This window comes from Rickettsia senegalensis (genome assembly GCF_056135685.1).
The window spans coordinates 515698-533299 of sequence record NZ_JBVYTQ010000001.1; the positions used below are offsets into that span (position 1 = coordinate 515698).

The following is a 17602-nucleotide window of genomic DNA, read 5'->3' on the forward strand; positions in this document are numbered from 1 at the left end:
TAAACTTTTAATTATGTATATAGATACTTTAAATATTTCACCTAAAGGTCAAATTATATTACCAAAAAAAATTCGTAACATTTTAAAAACAAATGTGATTTCTTTGGAAATTAATGACCATAATCAAATATTACTTTCACCCTTACGAGATCTCAGTGGTTCTCTTGCCGATTATAAGAAAAACACAACTCTTTCTTTTCGAGAGATTAGAGAACAAGCTTGGCAGGAAAATACTATAAAATCTAGAGTCCTAAAATGAAACATATTTGTGATACTAATTTTATTGTACGGTATTTATTAGCCGATAACCATGATATGCTAGTAAAGACTAAAGAAATATTTGATAAAGCAAAAACAGGCGAAATAACTGTTATAATAGAGCAAGCTGTTTTTACAGAAGTAATATTTGTACTTACCTCTTTTTACAAAGCTCCTAAAAATACAATTTGTGATATATTAACTGAATTACTAAGCTATAAGGGTATAAATTGTTATAATAAAGACACTATTCTTCTTGCCTTAAAATATTATCAAGAACTAAATATACATATAGTAGATTGCTTACTACTGGCTAATGCTAAAAAACATGATACTTCCGTATTAACTTTTGATAAAAAACTTATTTCTTATGTCACCAATAAAGATTTGTATTAATACTCCTTAAGCAACTCACCTAATTTATCATTTATCAAATAGCTAATATGTCCGCCTTTTACTTCTATAAGCTTAGAATTTTTTAATAATTTTTGCAAAGGTAAAATGGAAGATTTAGGCACTATTTGATCACCTTCAGCTGCTACTATATATACAGGACAATCAATTAAACTCGGATCAATAATAAAATTATCGATTCTCCATTTAAGATTTATAAACATATTTTCATCTAATATATTTTGCATAATTTGATTATAAACCCCTTTAGATATATTATTACCCGACATAAGCCAATTTTCTATTCTAAATGCTAATTCCTGCTCCTTATCGCAAGTTATAGAGAAAAATTTTTTTAATTTAGCATTAAAATAGTCAGGAAATAACAGAAAAAATAAAATTTGAATATGAATTTTAGGAATCATTGCTAGGTTTTCTATATAACTATCTAATTTTAAATATTTGTGTAGCATCCTTATGTAAAAAAAATGAGAAAAATCCCACGGACAGGTAAGTAAAGTTAAGGTTTTAACTTTCTTAGGCACTATTATTTTTGTAGCTGTCACAAGGTTACCACCTATACAATGACCTATTAAATTAATGTCCTTAATTTTCAAACTATCTATTACTTCAATTATTTTATGCACATAGTCATCTAGTAAATATTTAGGTTCCTCAATTTCTAGCCAATCTATTAAATAAACTTCACCATGGCTTCTCAAATTTTCAATAAAATTTTTGTCACGAGCTAAAAAAAATATTTCCGGTGAGTTGAAGATGGAAGGGGTGATTAGGAAGGTATTGTCATCCTGCGGCTTGTCCACGGGATCCAACATAAAGCGAGATAAATCGAGCTTTTTGTATTTTTTATTACTGGATCCCGTGGACAAGCCGCAGGATGACACTGAGTAATACAATACCCTATAATGCTCTGTTTGCCTTACTATTTTGCCTGATTCTAAATATTTATTACCTAAATTATGCGTCCTTATATAATTATTATAGAGATCAAAATATTCTTGATATTTATCGTTACTTTGCATTGTAAATATATTATTTTATGGTAATAATCCTTGACAAAAGACTAAATACATTATATAAGTTTCAGCACCTTCAGAGTGTAACAAACAGTATATCATCTCTAAAATTTTAGAGGAAATATCTTTTCATAAAATCTTGAAGTGCTTAAGTTTTTTTTTTATCCTTAGGGATTTATAATGCTAAGTACCTCATCACGATCGTTTAAAAGCAAATTCAGAGCAGCATTTTGGCCTGTGCATAATTACGAACTCGGAAAGTTTATTCCGATGAGTGCCTTAATGTTTTGTATCTTATTTAATCAGAATATTTTACGAATCTTAAAAGATAGTATTCTAATCTCTGAAATCAGTGCAGAGATAGCAGGTTTTGCTAAAGTTTATTGTGTTACACCTGCTGCAGCTTTATTCGTGATTATTTACGCTAAAATGATTAATCACCTTACTTTTGAGAAGATCTTTTATTATTTAAGTGCATTTTTCATCAGCTTTTTTGTTTTATTTGCTTTTGTAATCTATCCTAATATCTATGTTTTTCACGTACATCCCGATAATTTAGCTGACTGGATGGAACGCTATCCTCATTTTAAGTGGTATATCTCATTAGTAGGTAATTGGGGTTATATAGTATATTATAGCCTTGCCGAGCTTTGGCCTAATATTTTTTACGTATTATTATTTTGGCAGTTTGCTAATGAACTTACTACTACCGAAGAAGCAAAAAGATTTTATACTCTTTTTTCGCTATTTGGCAACTCTTCTTTAATATTAGTCGGCTTTTTGATGATGAATCTATCATCGGAAGATACTATTATTAAGAAGTTTATGAGTATTTCTGATAGTAAAATCACTTTAGTTCAAGTATCCACGACAATTGTAGCAATTGTTGCTATTGTTTGTTGTGTGTTAGTTAGGTTTATTAGCAAGAACGTTTTTACTAACCCGTTATTTTATGCTAAAGCAAAAAGCGGTAGATCAACTTCAGAACGTATGGGACTGATTAAAAGCTTTAAATATATTGCGAAATCAAAATATTTATGGCTACTTTTAATTTGTTCGGCAGCTTTCGGATTTGCTATTAACTTAGTCGAGGCTGTATGGAAAGCAAAAATTAAGGAATTATATCCGACTGTAAATACCTATGCTGAATTTAACAGTCTGTATATACTGTGGACGGGCGTTGCAATAATGGTTATGACCATCATCGGTAATAACGTTATGCGTATGCACAACTGGTTTGTAGCAGCAGTTATTCCACCGGTTATAATAATGGTGACCGGCATTTTGTTCTTTGTACTTATCGTATTTGATCAACAAATTTTATCATTATTTGATGGAGCAATTTTAATGTCACCGCTTGCTCTTGCCGTTTCGATCGGCGGTATCCAAAATATTTTATCTAAAGGTACTAAATATTCTATATGGGATACTTCTAGAGAAATGTTATATATACCGCTTGATGATGAACTTAAAACCAAAGGCAAAGCAGCGGTTGACGTAATAAGTGCGAAAGTCGGCAAATCCTCTAGCGGTCTTGTACAATCTATTATCTTTACCTTAGTTCCGACTGCTACTTTTACCTCAATCTCACCGATTCTAATGGTGGTATTTACTTTCGTATGCCTTGCTTGGATTTATGCAGTCAGAAAAATATATTTTGAATATCAAAAAATAGCATAATGATATTGTTGTGTGGTTCTCGATGTCATTCCTGCGTAGGCGTAGCGGGTATTAAATTGTCATTGCGAGCAGCCATAGGCTGCGTGGCAATCTCATGAACCTCATACTACTTACCTTATGAGATTGCCACGTCGATGCTACGCATCTCTTCGCAGTGACGTCCCTAATATCTGTACAACAATACCCTTTCCAGCTAGAAATCTTACAGCATAAAACTATCGATTTTACTATGAATCAATCTCTCCTAAAGCTTTAGTATCTATATTATCTAAGAAAACCTCAAAATCCTTTAAAATATTTTCAACATCTTTTAAGATAGGATCAAATTCGTCTTTACTTTGAAAAGAAGGTGGTTTACATGAGGTTAGAACAACTTTTTCACTCTTTATAAAATTATGAGACTGTTTATTAAGTTTAATAGTAACAACTTCCCCGGCTAAAGAGTTTGGATATTCACTCTCATTAATTGGCTTTGGATGCGTAATTTTGAGGTTTTTTGGAGTGTTAGTTTCCTTATTCTTACTACGGAATGAAAAAAATCTAGATAATGGGTGTCTATATCAAAAAGATCCCTATTTATCGTTTTAATCTCATTAATTCCGGATTCTTCTATAGCTTCTTTAATCGCCACATTTAATATATTACTATATCCATCACAATGACCGCCTGGTTGAAGCCATTTATCAAGCTTTCTATGGTACATCAATAAAATTTCGTTTTATCATTATTAAGTAAAAAAGCTGAAGCAGTGAGATGCCCTATTTGTAAATCTCGGCTAAAAGGGTTGTCATATTCATTTAAAAATTCAAGCATTTTTGTTTTTGTAACAATTTCTTCAGGATATGTGCTACTGTAATTTTGTAGTTTAATATGTAATTCATTCATAACGATAATTTTTTATGTATAGAGCTTCGATATTTAACTCAAATTTCTCTGCTAAGTCAAATAAAAATAATGTTATAAAATTATATTTTACCATGTTTCGTGGTAATTATCATTGACAATCAATTAATACTTAGTTATATATTATGCTTCTAAAATTTAATATTAATTAATAGATTTATATTCATGCTTAAAGAAATAATCAATGAAATAGTAAACGATAATACAAACCCTTGGTACGGTAAGCTTGCAGTAGTAGGAGCGTGTGCTGTTGGAATTTATGTAGTAATAATTGATCCACCTTTAAAAATTGCTATGGCATGTGCTGCCGGCATAATGGGAACATTAGCTGCAATTAAAGTAGGAGCAGCCTGTTATAATTATTATATGGAAACAAATACCCAAGAAGAAGGATTAATTGGAGAAGTAGAATATAATACTGAAATATAATAACAAAATATTTTTAACGAATTTAGAGGACAAACCGACTCTAAATTCGTATTCATTTACTATTCAAGCCGTTTTTTAGTCTAATTTTGACTTGTTTTAAAGAACGAGGAGTTGCGTCCGTAACTTCAATTTCAATATTTTCTGAAATATCTATTCTAGTACCGATAGCCGGAACACTACCGACTCTAGTCAATACGAGTCCTCCTATCGTATCAAACTCATCATCATCATTTTTTAGCTTTTCTCCTATTATTTCTTCAAGCACTTCTACTTCAACACGTGCATTTGAAATAATTGTTGAGTTATTAATAACCTTGAAATTATCACTATCTGATTGCCCATCATGTTCATCATCAATTCGCCCCACTATTTCTTCTATAAGATCTTCAATAGTAACTAAACCGTCAGTACCGCCGTACTCATCAACAACTATTGCAATATGCGTTCTCTCACGACGCATTTTTGCTAGCAAATCTAATAATTTCATAGAAGGAGCTGCAATTATATGCTTACGTATAAGCTTTTTTAAACGACCATTTTGCTTTGTCGCCAATGCTTTAAACAAATCCTTGATATGAATGAACCCTACTACATTGTCTAAAGTACCGTCATATATAAGAGTTCGTGTATGCGGAACTTCTAACTTAACAGACTCACTTAATTCTTCTAGATTCGTAGTTAATTTTATTGCCGCAATATCGGAACGCGGTACCATTATATCTTCAATAGTTTTATCTTTTAGCTCCAATAAATTAGCTAAAATATTACGCTCGTCTAAAGTCATTTTTTGGCTATTAATTTTAAGGCGTTTCATGACACCAAAAAAATTATCAGGCGTTTTTGTTTTTCTAAAAAAATTTTTTATCGGAGAGAATAATTTTCGTACAGTAAAAATTAACTTATTATTTTGATTTTTTTTACTAGAATCTTCTTTTTTTGAAGATTTTAACATAAATTTTTTTATTTAGTTAATAAGGGGAAGAAATACCGAAATATGATAATATTTCAATTTCTAGATTTTCCATAATATTTGCTTCTGTGTCATTTTGATGATCAAACCCAATTAAGTGTAAAATACTATGTATTAAAAGATGAATAAAATGATTCTCAAAATTTTTTTGCTGCTCACACGATTCATTATATATTACCTCATAACAAAATGCTATATCACCTAAATGTATATAATCAGAGTCGCCTAAAAATTCAAGTTTAGAATATAAATCCTGCCAATTTAATTCGTTGCTTGGAAAAGAAAGAACGTTAGTAGCTTTTTCTATATTACGAAATTGTTTGTTTAAGGTCAATATTTCTGCAGTATTTGTTAGTAATATTGATAATTCAAATTGTTTTATTTTACTAAAATTATCAAACCGCAATAAAACACTTTGAGTTATTTTTTTGATTAAACTCTTATTTATCTGCTTATGCTCACGCCATTTGTCGTAATTTTTTATGATTTCTGCGTTTATCATTGTACTAAGTATTGAAAGAATCGTTATAGACTTAACTGTAACTTAAGAGCATATTCTAAAAGCTGCATATCTTCACTAGAGATAACGTTAATTTTAGATTTTAATCTTAATTTACTTACTGTCATTATTTGATCAGTCATGGCTTTACCTTTTTTACTACCTATCATTATATAAGCTTCACAAGGATAGCATTTATCAATATTACTAGTTAAAGGTATTACTTGCACACGATTTAATGAAACATTTGAGTAGTTGTTGCTAACGATTATTACCGGTCTTACTTTAGTTACTTCACTGCCTAACGAGGGATTAAAATCTACCCACCATACCTCACCTCTTTTCATAAAAATCGCTTTCTATTAATCCTTCTACCCATTCATTGGCTTGTTTTTCAGCTTTTGTATCTTTAGCCATAGCTTTGTAAGCAGATCCCAATTCCTCAGTAATTACATAAGGTTTTACAAGTTGTTCAATAAATTTACTAATTTTACGTTCACCTATTACAGAATAAAGCCTATAATAAACCACTTCATCTATAGTAATTGTCAATTTTTTCTGCATAAAATACTCATATACACGTGTGTTATACGTATGATATCATATATATAAAAATTAATCAATATTAGGATTATTTACTTTAGAGGCATTACCTAGAAAAGGTTAATATTGTCATGAGTTAAGCACTAAAAGGAAGTAGCAATCTCAGGATGCTTGTACTACAGTATATTTCAGAAAGGTTCAGACAAGAGGAATTTAAATGCGAGCCTGCACAGCGTATAAAAATACGTGAACACAGGCGAGTCATGCAAAATTCACTTGTATAAAGCTTTCTGAAATATGCTATACTTGCTTTATGAGATTGCCAACGTCAAGGCTTCGCCTTTCCTCGCAATGACGGTTCTAGTATCCATACAACAACACCAGTTAAGCCACTGTATGACGCTGTTGGTAATTCTCTTTTAATTTTTGAAAATCTTCATCGGCATGGTATGAAGAGCGGGTTAGCGGAGTTGCCGAAACCATCAAGAATCCTTTTGTTCTTGCTATTCGCTCTAAATATTTAAACTCTTCGAGAGTAACATATTTTGCGACCTCAGCATGATTTTTAGTAGGTTGCAGATACTGCCCGATAGTTAGAAAATCAACCTTTGCTTCTCTTAAATCATCCATAACCTGTATTACTTCACTTATTTCTTCTCCAAGTCCTACCATCATACCGGATTTTGTAAAAATTTCAGGAGATAATTTTTTGATATTGTGAAGTAAGCTTAAAGAATTATAATATCTAGCTCCAGGTCTAATCGTTTTGTATAAAGACGGTACTGTTTCAACATTATGGTTAAAGACATCAGGTTTTGCGTTTGCTATTATTTCAGCTGCTCCTTCTTTTCTTAAAAAGTCCGGGGTTAGAATCTCAATAGTAGTATTTGGCGATGATTTTCTAATTTCGCTAATACACTGAGCAAAGTGCGTAGCTCCGCCATCATCAAGATCATCACGATCGACGGAAGTAATTACTACATGCTTAAGATATAGCTTTTGTACCGCCTCAGCAAGCCTTTGCGGCTCATGCGGGTCAAGTAAATCCGGTCTACCCGTTTTGACGTTACAAAACCTACAGGCTCTAGTACAAACCGAACCTAAAATCATCACGGTTGCATGTTTTTTCGACCAACACTCACCGATATTAGGACAAGCAGCTTCCTCGCACACAGTATTTAATCTCAGATTCTTTATTAAATCTTTTGTATTATAGTACTCTGCGGAATTCGGAGCTTTTACTTTTATCCACTCAGGTCTTTTATTTAAATTAGTCATAAAACGGAAATAATTTAATTAGTTTTGTTACTTCAGTTAGTACTTTTTGCTCGGCTTTACCATTATCTTCATTATTTTTTAAGCCGTCTAAAATATCTGCTACCATATGACCGACTAATATAAAATCCTTTTCTTTAAAGCCTCTAGTAGTGCATGCGGGAGTACCAAGGCGAATACCTGAAGTGATGAAAGGCGAAGTTTCATCAAAGGGGATAGCATTCTTATTACATGTAATTCCTGCTCTATCCAAAGAATTGGCAGCAAGCTTTCCGGTAATCCCGTCTTTACGCAAATCCACTAAAACAATATGATTATCGGTACCGCCTGTTAATATGTCATATCCTCTTTCTTGCAGGCTACTTGCTAAAGCTTTAGCATTACTTATTACCTGCTTAATATAGCTTTTATATTCAGGCTGCAAGCTTTCTAAAAAAGCTACTGCTTTTGCAGCAATCGCATGCATAAGCGGTCCACCTTGTAACCCGGGAAATAACGCAGAGTTTATTTTTTTTCCAATCTCTTCGTCGTGAGATAAGATTAAACCACCCCTTGGTCCTCTAAGTGTTTTGTGAGTGGTAGAGGTAACTGCGTGAGCATAAGGAATAGGGCTTTGATGCTCGCCTGTTGCAACAAGTCCTGCAATATGAGCAATATCTGCCATAAAGTAAGCTCCTACTTTATCCGCTATTTCTCTAAATCTTGCAAAATCAATATTACGAGGATAAGCAGAAAAACCGGCTATAAGTAATTGTGGTTTATGCAAATCCGCTAAGCGTTCAATCTCATCATAATCGATTAAATAAGTCCCTTTATTTACGCTATAAGAAACGGCGTTAAACCATTTACCGGACATATTAGGGGCTGCACCGTGCGTTAGATGCCCGCCGCTATCTAAGGACATACCAAGAATTGTATCACCAGGCTGTAATAAAGCAAGATACACGGCTTGATTTGCTTGTGAACCGGAATGAGGCTGCACATTTGCATATTTACAGTTAAAGAGTTTTTTTACTCGCTCTATAGCTAAATTCTCAGCTTTATCGGCTTCCTCACAACCATTATAGAAACGCTTGCCTGAATATCCTTCTGCATATTTATTAGTCAGAATCGACCCTTGAGCTTCAAGCACCGCAGGACTTACAAAATTCTCCGATGCAATAAGCTCGATTACACTACTTTGACGCAGCTTTTCATGCTTTATTATTTCATCAATTTCTTTATCCGTTTCGTGTAAATTATTATTAAAAATATTCATTCATCCTCGTGTATTTTTGGTTTTGTGTATATATAATCGTCATTGCGAGAAAAAATTGAAAATTTTGGCGAAGCGATCTCGTACCAAAATCCTGAGATTGCCACGCAGCCTATGGCTGCTCGCAATGACGGTTATTTACAAAATTAATCGCAATCTCAAGTCCTCGTCCGTCTATTGAATGAGCAAGAGAAGTTAATTTATGCCCGCTATGCTCTATATGCAGCTTAGATAAATAGTTTGAAGCATTATACATCTCACTAACACCAACTACCTCATCTAATTCTCCATGAATCAAGCATATAGGGGTAAACTTATTATTAACTTCCATAGGCGGAATTAATGCCCCTGAAAAACCTATAGTACAGAAAAACGGTTCTTTTTGAACTAGTGTTAAATATAACCCTATCATCGTACCTTGAGAAAAACCGATAATAATCGTATCTTTATTGGTAAGATTTAACTCTTCCTGCTTTTGCTTTATTATGTCTTCAAGCTTAGAAATATTATTCGCAATTAGCTTTGCTATTATATGTGGACTGCGATCTTGCAAACTAAACCATTGTCTACCGTAAGGCATCATATCGTAAGCCTCAATGCCGTGCGGTGAAATAAAATGACAATCGGGCAAATCATTTTTGATATAAGGGACTAATCCTATTAAATCATGTCCGTCTGAGCCGACACCGTGCAGTAACACTACTAGCTTCTTCGGCGGCTGCCGGTTGCTTTCTACTTCGGGATATTCTAAATATTTGCTCATGGTTTTTATATAAATTTGCTATTTTTTATATGTCATTGCGAACGAGCGGAGCGACTGCGGCAATCTCAGGAATTTAGTACTGCTTCATGAGATTGTCGCGTTAAGGCTTCACCTTTCCTCGCAATGACGTTACTCTTTCAGCATCTTCTCAAGCTCCCCGCTTTGATACAACTCTGTTGCAATATCACAACCACCGACTAATTCCCCTTTAATGTATAATTGTGGGAATGTTGGCCAATCGCTAAATTTTTTTAAATCTTCACGAAATTCCGGATTAACAAATACATTAATATCACGAAACTCTACACCTAATTTATGCAAAATAGCTACTACTTTAGCAGAAAAACCGCACATTGGAGCTTCCTTAGTACCTTTCATGAACAGCACTACTTTATTATTTTTTATTTCATTTTCTATAAATTCAAAATTTTTATTTTCCGTCATTCAAAACCTGATATAAATATTATTCTCTGAAATATACTCTTCATAATACATCATGCAAGCACAAATAGTTAATAAAATTTTTGAGATTTTTAGCAAGAATAATCCAAATCCGAAAACCGAATTAATATATAAGAATGATTTCACCTTATTAGTAGCGGTAATATTATCTGCTCAAGCCACCGATATATCGGTAAATTTAGCGACTGAATCTTTATTTGAAACTCATGATACACCGGAAAAAATTTTAGAACTCGGCGAAGACGAGCTTAAAAAATATATAAAATCTATCGGACTATTTAACAGCAAAGCAAAAAATATTATCGCATTATGTAAAATATTGATAAGTAATTATCAAGCTTCAGTGCCGAATGATTTTAAGGAATTAATTAATCTGCCCGGTGTCGGCAGAAAAACTGCCAATGTTGTACTAAACTGCTTATTTGGTGTGCCGACAATGGCAGTTGATACGCATGTTTTGAGGGTAGCTAAACGGATCGGGCTTGCTAAAGGCAGTACTCCTGAAATAGTAGAAAAAGAGCTACTGCAAATTATTAATGAGAAATGGTTAACTCATGCCCATCACTGGCTAATTCTACACGGCAGGTATATTTGCAAAGCTAGAAAACCCGATTGTGACGTCTGCCCTATTAAAGAGTATTGTGAGTATTATATTAATACATTTTCAAGTTGACAATTTCTTGCTTACTTTCTAATATCTAGGCTCAATTTTATAAAGGTAAATTTATGCGTTCAGCACTTATAACTTCTATATGAGTAGCTATAGCTTTCTTGACAAGTGCTTGTAATACAATGCAAGGTGCGGGTCAAGATATGCAAGCAGCAGGTAAAAAACTTGAAAATTCAGCAGAAAACAATAAACCTAAAAAAGGTTGCGGCTGTCATTAATATCCCCATGTCATTGCGAGGAAAATTACGTAAGTAATTGATGAAGCAATCCAGTTAAAAATTCTGATTTACAGAATTTTTTTATTATTTTTCTGGATTGCCGCGTCGCTTCGCTCCTCGCAATGACGATTTGGGTATCCACGCAACAATAACACCTACATCTACTTACTCTCATTCACCAATTTATATATTTCTTTCTTACTATAAACATCCTTGAATTTATCATAAGCAAGTTCAGTAGTGGTTTTGCTACTTAAGTTTTTACTTAAGCAAAGTTCTATAAATTTTTCTAAATTTTTTTGTTGGTTTTGTTCTTGTATATTTCCTGAAATCAACAGTACTATCTCACCTTTTAAAATATTATTTTGATAGAACTTTATTATTTCATCTATATCCCCTGTTTTTATTTCCTGATACAGTTTAGTTAACTCACGAGCTACACATATTTCTCGATTTCCTAATATTTCCTTAGCTACCGATAAGGTGTTTATCAAACGAGGAGCGGTTTCAAAAAAAATCAATGTAGCCTTAAGATTTACTAGCTCAGAAAAAATCTTTTTCTTACTTTCTATAGTTTTAGGTAAAAACCCGTGAAATAAAAATCGATCAGTAGGAAGAGCCGATAAAGTTAGAGCAGTAATCGGTGCAGATACCCCTGGTACTACGTCTATATGACAATTAAGATTGCGTAAATCTCTAACTAACTTATAGCCGGGATCGGAAATTAAAGGAGTTCCTGCATCGGAAATTAAGCTTATTATATTGCCAGATTTTATTAAACTTATAATATTTTCTCTATCTTTCTCGTCACTATGATCATTATAAATTTGTAATTTTGTATGAATGTCATGTTTTGCTAGTAATTTTTGTGATATTCTAGTATCCTCGCATAAGATAATATCCGAATTTTTTAAAGTCGATATAGCACGAAGCGTTATATCTTCAAAATTACCGATCGGTGTTGCAACAATATATAATCCTGACTTCAAAATCATAATTTTTAAATTTTAAGTAATATTATGGCTAGTATAAAACATAAACTACGAATCGTTCTATCATTTTTTTGCTTGATATATTTAACGTCCTGTCAAACTCCTAAAGAAGAACCTATAAGTTTTCCTAAAAAAGAACAAAAAGAAATTGAGATTGCAATTTTAATGCCAAATCAGGGTCCTGATAGTATTGTCGGGAAACAATATAAAGATTTAATTAAAATGGGACTTAACGACGGGATTAAATCTTACATACATGTTACTTCTTACGACGGTTCAGATGAAAAAAACGTTTTAGCCGCTATGGATAAAATAGTAGCACGTAAAACTAAGATTATTTTAGGCCCTCTATATTCTAACTTTACCTCTCTAATAGCCGAAAAAGCAAAAGCTAATGATATTATTATTATAACTATGTCAAATAACCCGGCTCTTGCAGAAGATAAATTATTTGTATTCGGTCATGCGCCTTTAAAACAACTGATACGCATCATCAATTATTACGCAAGTAACGACCATAAAGATTTTATGGCATTGTTACCTAAAGGGAAGCATTCCCAAACTATTAGCCAAGTAATGCAAAATATATTAATTCAGAAAAGTGCAACATTATCACGCACCGAATTCTATGAGGATAGTCCTGAATCTATAGCAAAAGCCGCAAGAAATATTTCGGACAATACCGATATTATAAATGAGCGTAACGATACAACAAAACCGGTTATTTATCTATCAGATGATCCAAAAAATTTAAACATACTTGCCGATAGCATTCGTAAATATAATTTAGATAAAAAAGCTATTTTAATCGGTGATAATCGTATTGATATCGATTACCCTGAAAATATCGATATTAGCTTTACCGGTTCTTTAAATTTACTCAATAGCAACGTTCCGGATAGAGCAAAAGACTTAGGTGTTAGCCATATGGGCTTCATGCATCTTCTTTCTTATGATTTAGGACGTATGACTGCAAACTATATAGGCAATGAATTTGCATCCGAAAGGTTTTTAAATAGAATGAACAGTAGACAACCTTATATAGGTTTATCCGGTAATATTCATTTCATCGATGGAGTAGCACAGAGACGGTATGACATTATCAGGAAAGAGAATGGTGTATATTCTACTGTTTCAGGGAATTAGGACGTTGTTGTGTGGCGGAATCGTCATTGCGAGGAGCGAAGCGACGCGGCAATCTCGTCAATTGTAATAGTTGAGATTTAATCTTACATTTAGTAAAATTAAGATAATATTAAATGGAGGATTAGAGATGAATCTAAATCAAAAAATAATAAAGCCAAAAATAGGATTACTAGAATTAGCTAGGAGTCTTGGTAGTATATCGTCAGCATATAAAGCTATGGGTTACAGTAGAGACAGTTATTATAGGTTTAAAGAGTTATATGAAACAGGAGGAGAAGAAGCATTATATGAGATTAGTCGGAAGAAGCCAATTATAGCGAATAGAGTTGATCCTGCCGTAGAGAGAGCAGTATTAGATATGGCAATAGAATACCCCGCTTATGGTCAGCTGCGAGTATCAAATGAGCTTAAAAAGACTGGTATTCTTGTATCACCTGGAGGAGTTAGATCTATTTGGCTACGTAATGATTTAAATAATATCAATAAAAGACTTAAAGCATTAGAAGCCAAAATGGCTCAGGATGGTATTGTTCTTACCGAAGCTCAGTTACAAGTATTAGAGAAACGGCGTAGCGAGAAAGAAGCTCATGGTGAGATTGATACACAGCATCCAGGTTATCTAGGATGCCAAGACACATATTATGTAGGTAATTTTAAAGGCATAGGCAAGGTATATTCTCAAGTGTTTATTGATAGTTACACTCGGGTTGCAGAGGCTAAACTATATACTGATAAAACAGCACTTACCGCTGCTGACATGCTTAATGATAGAGTGTTACCATGGTATGAGAGTCAGCAAATACCAGTACTTCGTATTTTAACTGATAGAGGTGGTGAGTATAAAGGTAATATAGAACATCATGCTTTTGAATTGTTCTTAAGCATTGAGGGTATTGAGCATACTACTACTAAAGCATATTCTCCTCAAACAAATGGTATGTGTGAACGTTTTAATAAAACTATGAAACAAGAATTCTTTGATACTGCTATGCGTAAAAAGATCTATACTGATCTTGATGATCTACAACTAGATCTTGATATTTGGCTAGAATATTATAATAATGAAAGACCGCATTCCGGTAAATATTGCTATGGAAAAACACCTATGCAGACTTTTATGGATAGTAAAAAGTTAGCTGTTGAAAAGAATAACGAAATCTTATATCTTGAATACTCATCTGACAGTCATAACTTATCAGACATTCAGATATAATTTTTATAATGTCTGTAAGATTAAATCTTGACTTCTACATATTACCTTTATACTCACCACCTCTATCAGTTAAAATACGAAGTACTGGTATTTGCTGACTCTCATACCATGGTAACACTCTATCATTAAGCATGTCAGCAGCGGTAAGTGCTGTTTTATCAGTATATAGTTTAGCCTCTGCAACCCGAGTGTAACTATCAATAAACACTTGAGAATATACCTTGCCTATGCCTTTAAAATTACCTACATAATATGTGTCTTGGCATCCTAGATAACCTGGATGCTGTGTATCAATCTCACCATGAGCTTCTTTCTCGCTACGCCGTTTCTCTAATACTTGTAACTGAGCTTCGGTAAGAACAATACCATCCTGAGCCATTTTGGCTTCTAATGCTTTAAGTCTTTTATTGATATTATTTAAATCATTACGTAGCCAAATAGGTCTAACTCCTCCAGGTGATACAAGAATACCAGTCTTTTTAAGCTCATTTGATACTCGCAGCTGACCATAAGCGGGGTATTCTATTGCCATATCTAATACTGCTCTCTCTACGGCAGGATCAACTCTATTCGCTATAATTGGCTTCTTCCGACTAATCTCATATAATGCTTCTTCTCCTCCTGTTTCATATAACTCTTTAAACCTATAATAACTGTCTCTACTGTAACCCATAGCTTTATATGCTGACGATATACTACCAAGACTCCTAGCTAATTCTAGTAATCCTATTTTTGGCTTTATTATTTTTTGATTTAGATTCATCTCTAATCCTCCATTTAATATTATCTTAATTTTACTAAATGTAAGATTAAATCTCAACTATTACAGGTAATATAGAACATCATGCTTTTGAATTGTTCTTAAGCATTGAGGGTATTGAGCATACTACTACTAAAGCATATTCTCCTCAAACAAATGGTATGTGTGAACGTTTTAATAAAACTATGAAACAAGAATTCTTTGATACTGCTATGCGTAAAAAGATCTATACTGATCTTGATGATCTACAACTAGATCTTGATATTTGGCTAGAATATTATAATAATGAAAGACCGCATTCCGGTAAATATTGCTATGGAAAAACACCTATGCAGACTTTTATGGATAGTAAAAAGTTAGCTGTTGAAAAGAATAACGAAATCTTATATCTTGAATACTCATCTGACAGTCATAACTTATCAGACATTCAGATATAATTTTTATAATGTCTGTAAGATTAAATCTTGACTTCTACAGTCAAATGTCCTGAGATTGCCACGCTCCTTACGGTCGCTCGCAATGACGACTCGGGTATCTGCAGGGGAGTGACCTCGAATCAATTATTTATTTTTATTATTATCACTACCGTCATCTTTCATGCCGTCTTTAAAAGCTTTAAGACCTTTGGCTAAATCGGACATAACTTGAGGTAATTTACCGGCACCGAATAATACAAAAATAATTAATAAAACTATTAATAAATGGCTAAAGCTCATTCCCATGATATTTTTGCTGTATAAGTTAAAATTTTATTATATAAGATATTATAGCTCTAATCTAGGATAAAATAATTAAAGAAATGCTTACTAAAAAACAATTTTCAGAATTTTTTGCTACTTTTTTTTATATCGGGAAAATAAAATACTGTCCAGGCACTTTTGGATCAATTGCCGCTTTCCCTCTAACTTACTTCTTAATATATTTTATTGTTAATCACAAAATAATCATTCCTTTCTCAAGTCTTACTCTCGGTGAAGTTCAACTTATCAGTATATTTATTATAAGTTTTAGCCTATGTTTGATACTCTTAATACTCGGCACTTATTTTACTAAAATATATTTAAATTATACAAATTCAGAAGACCCCAAAGAAGTGGTAATTGATGAAGTAGTAGGGCAAATGCTAACTATCGTTTTAGTATTTTTTTCTGCTTTATTTGCTAACGAATCGCATTTAATTAAATATTTTAGTCCGCTAACAATAAATATTATATTACTTCTCATATTACCTTTTTGTCTATTCCGATTTTTTGATATAGTAAAACCCTGGCCTATTAATTGGTTTGACAAAAATATTAAGGGCAGTATCGGCGTTATGCTTGATGACTTGTTAGCCGCAATATTTGCTGCGGTAACTCAATACGCAATTATATTTGTGTTAATAGACATAACATAATATTATCATTGACTAATTTCTAATATAATAATATGATACGACAAATATTTATAAATTTTTAAAGAGATAGTTTTCATGTTCGCAGTTATAAAAGCAGGTGGAAAACAATATAAAGTAGACAGAAATAGTATTATTAAAGTCGAAAAAATTGATGGAGAACTTGGTTCTAAAATTCAGTTTGATCAAATTTTAATGATTGGTGAATACTCAAAGCCTTCTTTTATTGGCACTCCAATAGTTAAAGGGGCTGTCGTTACGGCTGAAATTACTAACCAACTTAAAGATAATAAAATTATAGTCTTTAAGAAAAAGCGTAGAAAAAATTATCGTCGTAAAGCCGGTCATCGTCAAGAACTGACGGAATTAAAAATATTAGATATTACCAAACAATAATAATAACTTAAAAGGAATTATAAAATGGCAACCAAAAAAGCTGGTGGTAGTTCTAGGAACGGAAGAGACTCGGCCGGTCGAAGGCTGGGAGTTAAAAAGGCCGATGGACAATATGTAATACCCGGTAATATTATAGTCAGACAACGCGGCACAAAAATTCATCCTGGAACGAATGTAAGGCTTGGCAAAGATCATACAATATTCGCTCTGATAGAAGGTAGAGTAGAATTTTTAACTAAGCGAAATCATAAAATCGTTAATGTTAAAGAAATTGCAAGTGCTTAAGTATTTTTTTGTAGGCATTGCTCAATTAAGTATAGATTTTGTCATTGCGAGCAGTCGTGGAC

At 32.8% G+C, this 17602-nt stretch carries 23 protein-coding genes and 4 pseudogenes; 13 read left to right on the forward strand and 14 right to left on the reverse strand.

The window, feature by feature from the left end; all coding sequences use genetic code 11:
• The first annotated feature begins 13 nt into the window (after nt 1–13).
• Nucleotides 14–259 (forward strand): AbrB/MazE/SpoVT family DNA-binding domain-containing protein, encoded by a 246-nt coding sequence (locus tag AC0ODJ_RS02655; RefSeq protein ID WP_218460436.1) that lies wholly within the window; start codon nt 14–16, stop codon nt 257–259.
• On the forward strand, nt 256–654 hold the full coding sequence (locus AC0ODJ_RS02660) for a PIN domain-containing protein (protein ID WP_218460437.1): 399 nt from the start codon (nt 256–258) through the stop codon (nt 652–654). Before AC0ODJ_RS02655 ends, AC0ODJ_RS02660 begins: the two co-directional genes overlap by 4 nt.
• Here the strand turns inward: AC0ODJ_RS02660 and AC0ODJ_RS02665 are convergent.
• Nucleotides 651–1694, reverse strand: a complete 1044-nt coding sequence (locus AC0ODJ_RS02665; protein WP_474464947.1) for an alpha/beta fold hydrolase — start codon at nt 1692–1694, stop codon at nt 651–653. The two genes, AC0ODJ_RS02660 and AC0ODJ_RS02665, sit on opposite strands and share 4 nt — an antisense overlap.
• Nucleotides 1695–1868: 174 nt before the next feature.
• On the opposite strand from AC0ODJ_RS02665, the gene tlc5 reads away from it, so the two are divergent.
• The gene (gene tlc5 / locus AC0ODJ_RS02670) at nt 1869–3368 is read left to right on the forward strand and encodes a GTP/GDP exchange transporter Tlc5 (protein WP_218460439.1); all 1500 of its coding nucleotides are present in this window, start codon (nt 1869–1871) and stop codon (nt 3366–3368) included.
• Between the two features lie 529 nt (nt 3369–3897).
• Here the strand turns inward: tlc5 and AC0ODJ_RS02675 are convergent.
• A pseudogene (locus tag AC0ODJ_RS02675) lies at nt 3898–4071 on the reverse strand (NUDIX hydrolase); the annotation flags it as partial.
• Entirely contained in the window at nt 4071–4253 is a 183-nt protein-coding gene (locus AC0ODJ_RS02680) for a hypothetical protein (RefSeq protein ID WP_256621235.1), read from the reverse strand. The pseudogene AC0ODJ_RS02675 and the gene AC0ODJ_RS02680, both read right to left, overlap by 1 nt.
• A gap of 183 nt (nt 4254–4436) precedes the next feature.
• Between AC0ODJ_RS02680 and AC0ODJ_RS02685 the strand changes: the two genes are divergently transcribed.
• On the forward strand, nt 4437–4700 hold the full coding sequence (locus AC0ODJ_RS02685; RefSeq protein WP_218460440.1) for a hypothetical protein: 264 nt from the start codon (nt 4437–4439) through the stop codon (nt 4698–4700).
• Nucleotides 4701–4752: 52 nt separating this feature from the next.
• Here the strand turns inward: AC0ODJ_RS02685 and tlyC are convergent, their stop codons facing one another.
• The 4 genes from tlyC to AC0ODJ_RS02705 are packed head-to-tail and all read right to left on the reverse strand — an operon-like array spanning nt 4753 to nt 6733.
• Nucleotides 4753–5652 (reverse strand): hemolysin C, encoded by a 900-nt coding sequence (gene tlyC / locus AC0ODJ_RS02690; protein WP_218460441.1) that lies wholly within the window; start codon nt 5650–5652, stop codon nt 4753–4755.
• 16 nt (nt 5653–5668) lie between these two features.
• Nucleotides 5669–6172: an rRNA maturation RNase YbeY gene (gene ybeY, locus AC0ODJ_RS02695; RefSeq protein ID WP_218460442.1), complete on the reverse strand. Its 504-nt coding sequence runs from the start codon at nt 6170–6172 to the stop codon at nt 5669–5671.
• 23 nt (nt 6173–6195) lie between these two features.
• Entirely contained in the window at nt 6196–6516 is a 321-nt protein-coding gene (locus AC0ODJ_RS02700; RefSeq protein ID WP_218460443.1) for a type II toxin-antitoxin system PemK/MazF family toxin, read from the reverse strand.
• On the reverse strand, nt 6503–6733 hold the full coding sequence (locus AC0ODJ_RS02705; RefSeq protein WP_218460444.1) for a hypothetical protein: 231 nt from the start codon (nt 6731–6733) through the stop codon (nt 6503–6505). The genes AC0ODJ_RS02700 and AC0ODJ_RS02705 overlap by 14 nt, the downstream gene beginning before the upstream one ends.
• A 146-nt stretch (nt 6734–6879) precedes the next feature.
• On the opposite strand from AC0ODJ_RS02705, the pseudogene AC0ODJ_RS02710 reads away from it, so the two are divergent.
• Nucleotides 6880–6993: pseudogene (locus AC0ODJ_RS02710) on the forward strand (palindromic element RPE3 domain-containing protein); the annotation flags it as partial.
• Nucleotides 6994–7096: 103 nt separating this feature from the next.
• On the opposite strand, the gene lipA reads toward AC0ODJ_RS02710, so the two are convergent.
• From lipA to grxD, 4 genes are all read right to left on the reverse strand, one after another.
• A complete protein-coding gene (gene lipA / locus AC0ODJ_RS02715; RefSeq protein WP_218460446.1) occupies nt 7097–7990 on the reverse strand; it encodes a lipoyl synthase in 894 nt (297 codons plus the stop codon).
• Nucleotides 7983–9245 (reverse strand): serine hydroxymethyltransferase, encoded by a 1263-nt coding sequence (gene glyA / locus AC0ODJ_RS02720; RefSeq protein WP_218460447.1) that lies wholly within the window; start codon nt 9243–9245, stop codon nt 7983–7985. Before glyA ends, lipA begins: the two co-directional genes overlap by 8 nt.
• Before the next feature lie 109 nt (nt 9246–9354).
• Nucleotides 9355–10005, reverse strand: coding sequence for an alpha/beta hydrolase family protein (locus AC0ODJ_RS02725; RefSeq protein WP_218460448.1), 651 nt, complete (start codon nt 10003–10005; stop codon nt 9355–9357).
• A 129-nt stretch (nt 10006–10134) separates the two neighbouring features.
• A complete protein-coding gene (gene grxD, locus AC0ODJ_RS02730) occupies nt 10135–10449 on the reverse strand; it encodes a Grx4 family monothiol glutaredoxin (protein WP_218460449.1) in 315 nt (104 codons plus the stop codon).
• A gap of 52 nt (nt 10450–10501) precedes the next feature.
• On the opposite strand from grxD, the gene nth reads away from it, so the two are divergent.
• A complete protein-coding gene (nth, locus tag AC0ODJ_RS02735) occupies nt 10502–11140 on the forward strand; it encodes an endonuclease III (RefSeq protein WP_218460450.1) in 639 nt (212 codons plus the stop codon).
• Between the two features lie 89 nt (nt 11141–11229).
• Entirely contained in the window at nt 11230–11355 is a 126-nt protein-coding gene (locus AC0ODJ_RS02740; RefSeq protein WP_371920401.1) for an entericidin A/B family lipoprotein, read from the forward strand.
• Nucleotides 11356–11516: 161 nt separating this feature from the next.
• Here AC0ODJ_RS02740 and rsmI read toward each other — a convergent pair whose 3' ends face one another.
• Nucleotides 11517–12350, reverse strand: coding sequence for a 16S rRNA (cytidine(1402)-2'-O)-methyltransferase (gene rsmI / locus AC0ODJ_RS02745; protein ID WP_218460451.1), 834 nt, complete (start codon nt 12348–12350; stop codon nt 11517–11519).
• A gap of 24 nt (nt 12351–12374) precedes the next feature.
• Between rsmI and AC0ODJ_RS02750 the strand changes: the two genes are divergently transcribed.
• Together AC0ODJ_RS02750 and AC0ODJ_RS02755 are read left to right on the forward strand one after the other, a co-directional pair.
• A complete protein-coding gene (locus tag AC0ODJ_RS02750; protein ID WP_218460452.1) occupies nt 12375–13493 on the forward strand; it encodes a penicillin-binding protein activator in 1119 nt (372 codons plus the stop codon).
• Between the two features lie 127 nt (nt 13494–13620).
• A complete protein-coding gene (locus AC0ODJ_RS02755) occupies nt 13621–14706 on the forward strand; it encodes an IS481 family transposase (protein ID WP_121834048.1) in 1086 nt (361 codons plus the stop codon).
• Nucleotides 14707–14743: 37 nt separating this feature from the next.
• Here the strand turns inward: AC0ODJ_RS02755 and AC0ODJ_RS02760 are convergent.
• A pseudogene (locus tag AC0ODJ_RS02760) lies at nt 14744–15469 on the reverse strand (helix-turn-helix domain-containing protein); the annotation flags it as partial.
• A 53-nt stretch (nt 15470–15522) separates the two neighbouring features.
• Between AC0ODJ_RS02760 and AC0ODJ_RS02765 the strand changes: the two are divergent.
• Nucleotides 15523–15903: pseudogene (locus AC0ODJ_RS02765) on the forward strand (integrase core domain-containing protein); the annotation flags it as partial.
• 123 nt (nt 15904–16026) lie between these two features.
• Here AC0ODJ_RS02765 and tatA read toward each other — a convergent pair.
• The gene (tatA, locus tag AC0ODJ_RS02770) at nt 16027–16188 is read right to left on the reverse strand and encodes a twin-arginine translocase TatA (protein ID WP_218460396.1); all 162 of its coding nucleotides are present in this window, start codon (nt 16186–16188) and stop codon (nt 16027–16029) included.
• Between the two features lie 77 nt (nt 16189–16265).
• Between tatA and AC0ODJ_RS02775 the strand changes: the two genes are divergently transcribed.
• From AC0ODJ_RS02775 to rpmA, 3 genes are all read left to right on the forward strand, one after another.
• Nucleotides 16266–16862 carry a phosphatidylglycerophosphatase A family protein gene (locus AC0ODJ_RS02775; RefSeq protein ID WP_218460397.1) on the forward strand — a complete coding sequence of 199 codons (597 nt, stop codon included), beginning with the start codon at nt 16266–16268 and terminating at the stop codon, nt 16860–16862.
• Nucleotides 16863–16937: 75 nt separating this feature from the next.
• Nucleotides 16938–17255, forward strand: coding sequence for a 50S ribosomal protein L21 (gene rplU / locus AC0ODJ_RS02780; RefSeq protein WP_004997480.1), 318 nt, complete (start codon nt 16938–16940; stop codon nt 17253–17255).
• Nucleotides 17256–17279: 24 nt separating this feature from the next.
• Complete coding sequence (rpmA, locus tag AC0ODJ_RS02785) at nt 17280–17540, forward strand: 50S ribosomal protein L27 (protein ID WP_218460398.1); 261 nt, start codon at nt 17280–17282, stop codon at nt 17538–17540.
• Nucleotides 17541–17602: the final 62 nt, after the last annotated feature.

Bases quoted from the DNA above. Each gene is read 5' to 3' on its own strand.
- AC0ODJ_RS02655 (WP_218460436.1), top strand. From the start codon at position 14: ATGTATATAGATACTTTAAATATTTCACCTAAAGGTCAAATTATATTA.
- AC0ODJ_RS02660 (WP_218460437.1), top strand. From the start codon at position 256: ATGAAACATATTTGTGATACTAATTTTATTGTACGGTATTTATTAGCC.
- AC0ODJ_RS02665 (WP_474464947.1), bottom strand. From the start codon at position 1,694: ATGCAAAGTAACGATAAATATCAAGAATATTTTGATCTCTATAATAAT.
- tlc5 (WP_218460439.1), top strand. From the start codon at position 1,869: ATGCTAAGTACCTCATCACGATCGTTTAAAAGCAAATTCAGAGCAGCA.
- AC0ODJ_RS02680 (WP_256621235.1), bottom strand. From the start codon at position 4,253: ATGAATGAATTACATATTAAACTACAAAATTACAGTAGCACATATCCT.
- AC0ODJ_RS02685 (WP_218460440.1), top strand. From the start codon at position 4,437: ATGCTTAAAGAAATAATCAATGAAATAGTAAACGATAATACAAACCCT.
- tlyC (WP_218460441.1), bottom strand. From the start codon at position 5,652: ATGTTAAAATCTTCAAAAAAAGAAGATTCTAGTAAAAAAAATCAAAAT.
- ybeY (WP_218460442.1), bottom strand. From the start codon at position 6,172: ATGATAAACGCAGAAATCATAAAAAATTACGACAAATGGCGTGAGCAT.
- AC0ODJ_RS02700 (WP_218460443.1), bottom strand. From the start codon at position 6,516: ATGAAAAGAGGTGAGGTATGGTGGGTAGATTTTAATCCCTCGTTAGGC.
- AC0ODJ_RS02705 (WP_218460444.1), bottom strand. From the start codon at position 6,733: ATGCAGAAAAAATTGACAATTACTATAGATGAAGTGGTTTATTATAGG.
- lipA (WP_218460446.1), bottom strand. From the start codon at position 7,990: ATGACTAATTTAAATAAAAGACCTGAGTGGATAAAAGTAAAAGCTCCG.
- glyA (WP_218460447.1), bottom strand. From the start codon at position 9,245: ATGAATATTTTTAATAATAATTTACACGAAACGGATAAAGAAATTGAT.
- AC0ODJ_RS02725 (WP_218460448.1), bottom strand. From the start codon at position 10,005: ATGAGCAAATATTTAGAATATCCCGAAGTAGAAAGCAACCGGCAGCCG.
- grxD (WP_218460449.1), bottom strand. From the start codon at position 10,449: ATGACGGAAAATAAAAATTTTGAATTTATAGAAAATGAAATAAAAAAT.
- nth (WP_218460450.1), top strand. From the start codon at position 10,502: ATGCAAGCACAAATAGTTAATAAAATTTTTGAGATTTTTAGCAAGAAT.
- rsmI (WP_218460451.1), bottom strand. From the start codon at position 12,350: ATGATTTTGAAGTCAGGATTATATATTGTTGCAACACCGATCGGTAAT.
- AC0ODJ_RS02750 (WP_218460452.1), top strand. From the start codon at position 12,375: ATGGCTAGTATAAAACATAAACTACGAATCGTTCTATCATTTTTTTGC.
- AC0ODJ_RS02755 (WP_121834048.1), top strand. From the start codon at position 13,621: ATGAATCTAAATCAAAAAATAATAAAGCCAAAAATAGGATTACTAGAA.
- tatA (WP_218460396.1), bottom strand. From the start codon at position 16,188: ATGGGAATGAGCTTTAGCCATTTATTAATAGTTTTATTAATTATTTTT.
- AC0ODJ_RS02775 (WP_218460397.1), top strand. From the start codon at position 16,266: ATGCTTACTAAAAAACAATTTTCAGAATTTTTTGCTACTTTTTTTTAT.
- rplU (WP_004997480.1), top strand. From the start codon at position 16,938: ATGTTCGCAGTTATAAAAGCAGGTGGAAAACAATATAAAGTAGACAGA.
- rpmA (WP_218460398.1), top strand. From the start codon at position 17,280: ATGGCAACCAAAAAAGCTGGTGGTAGTTCTAGGAACGGAAGAGACTCG.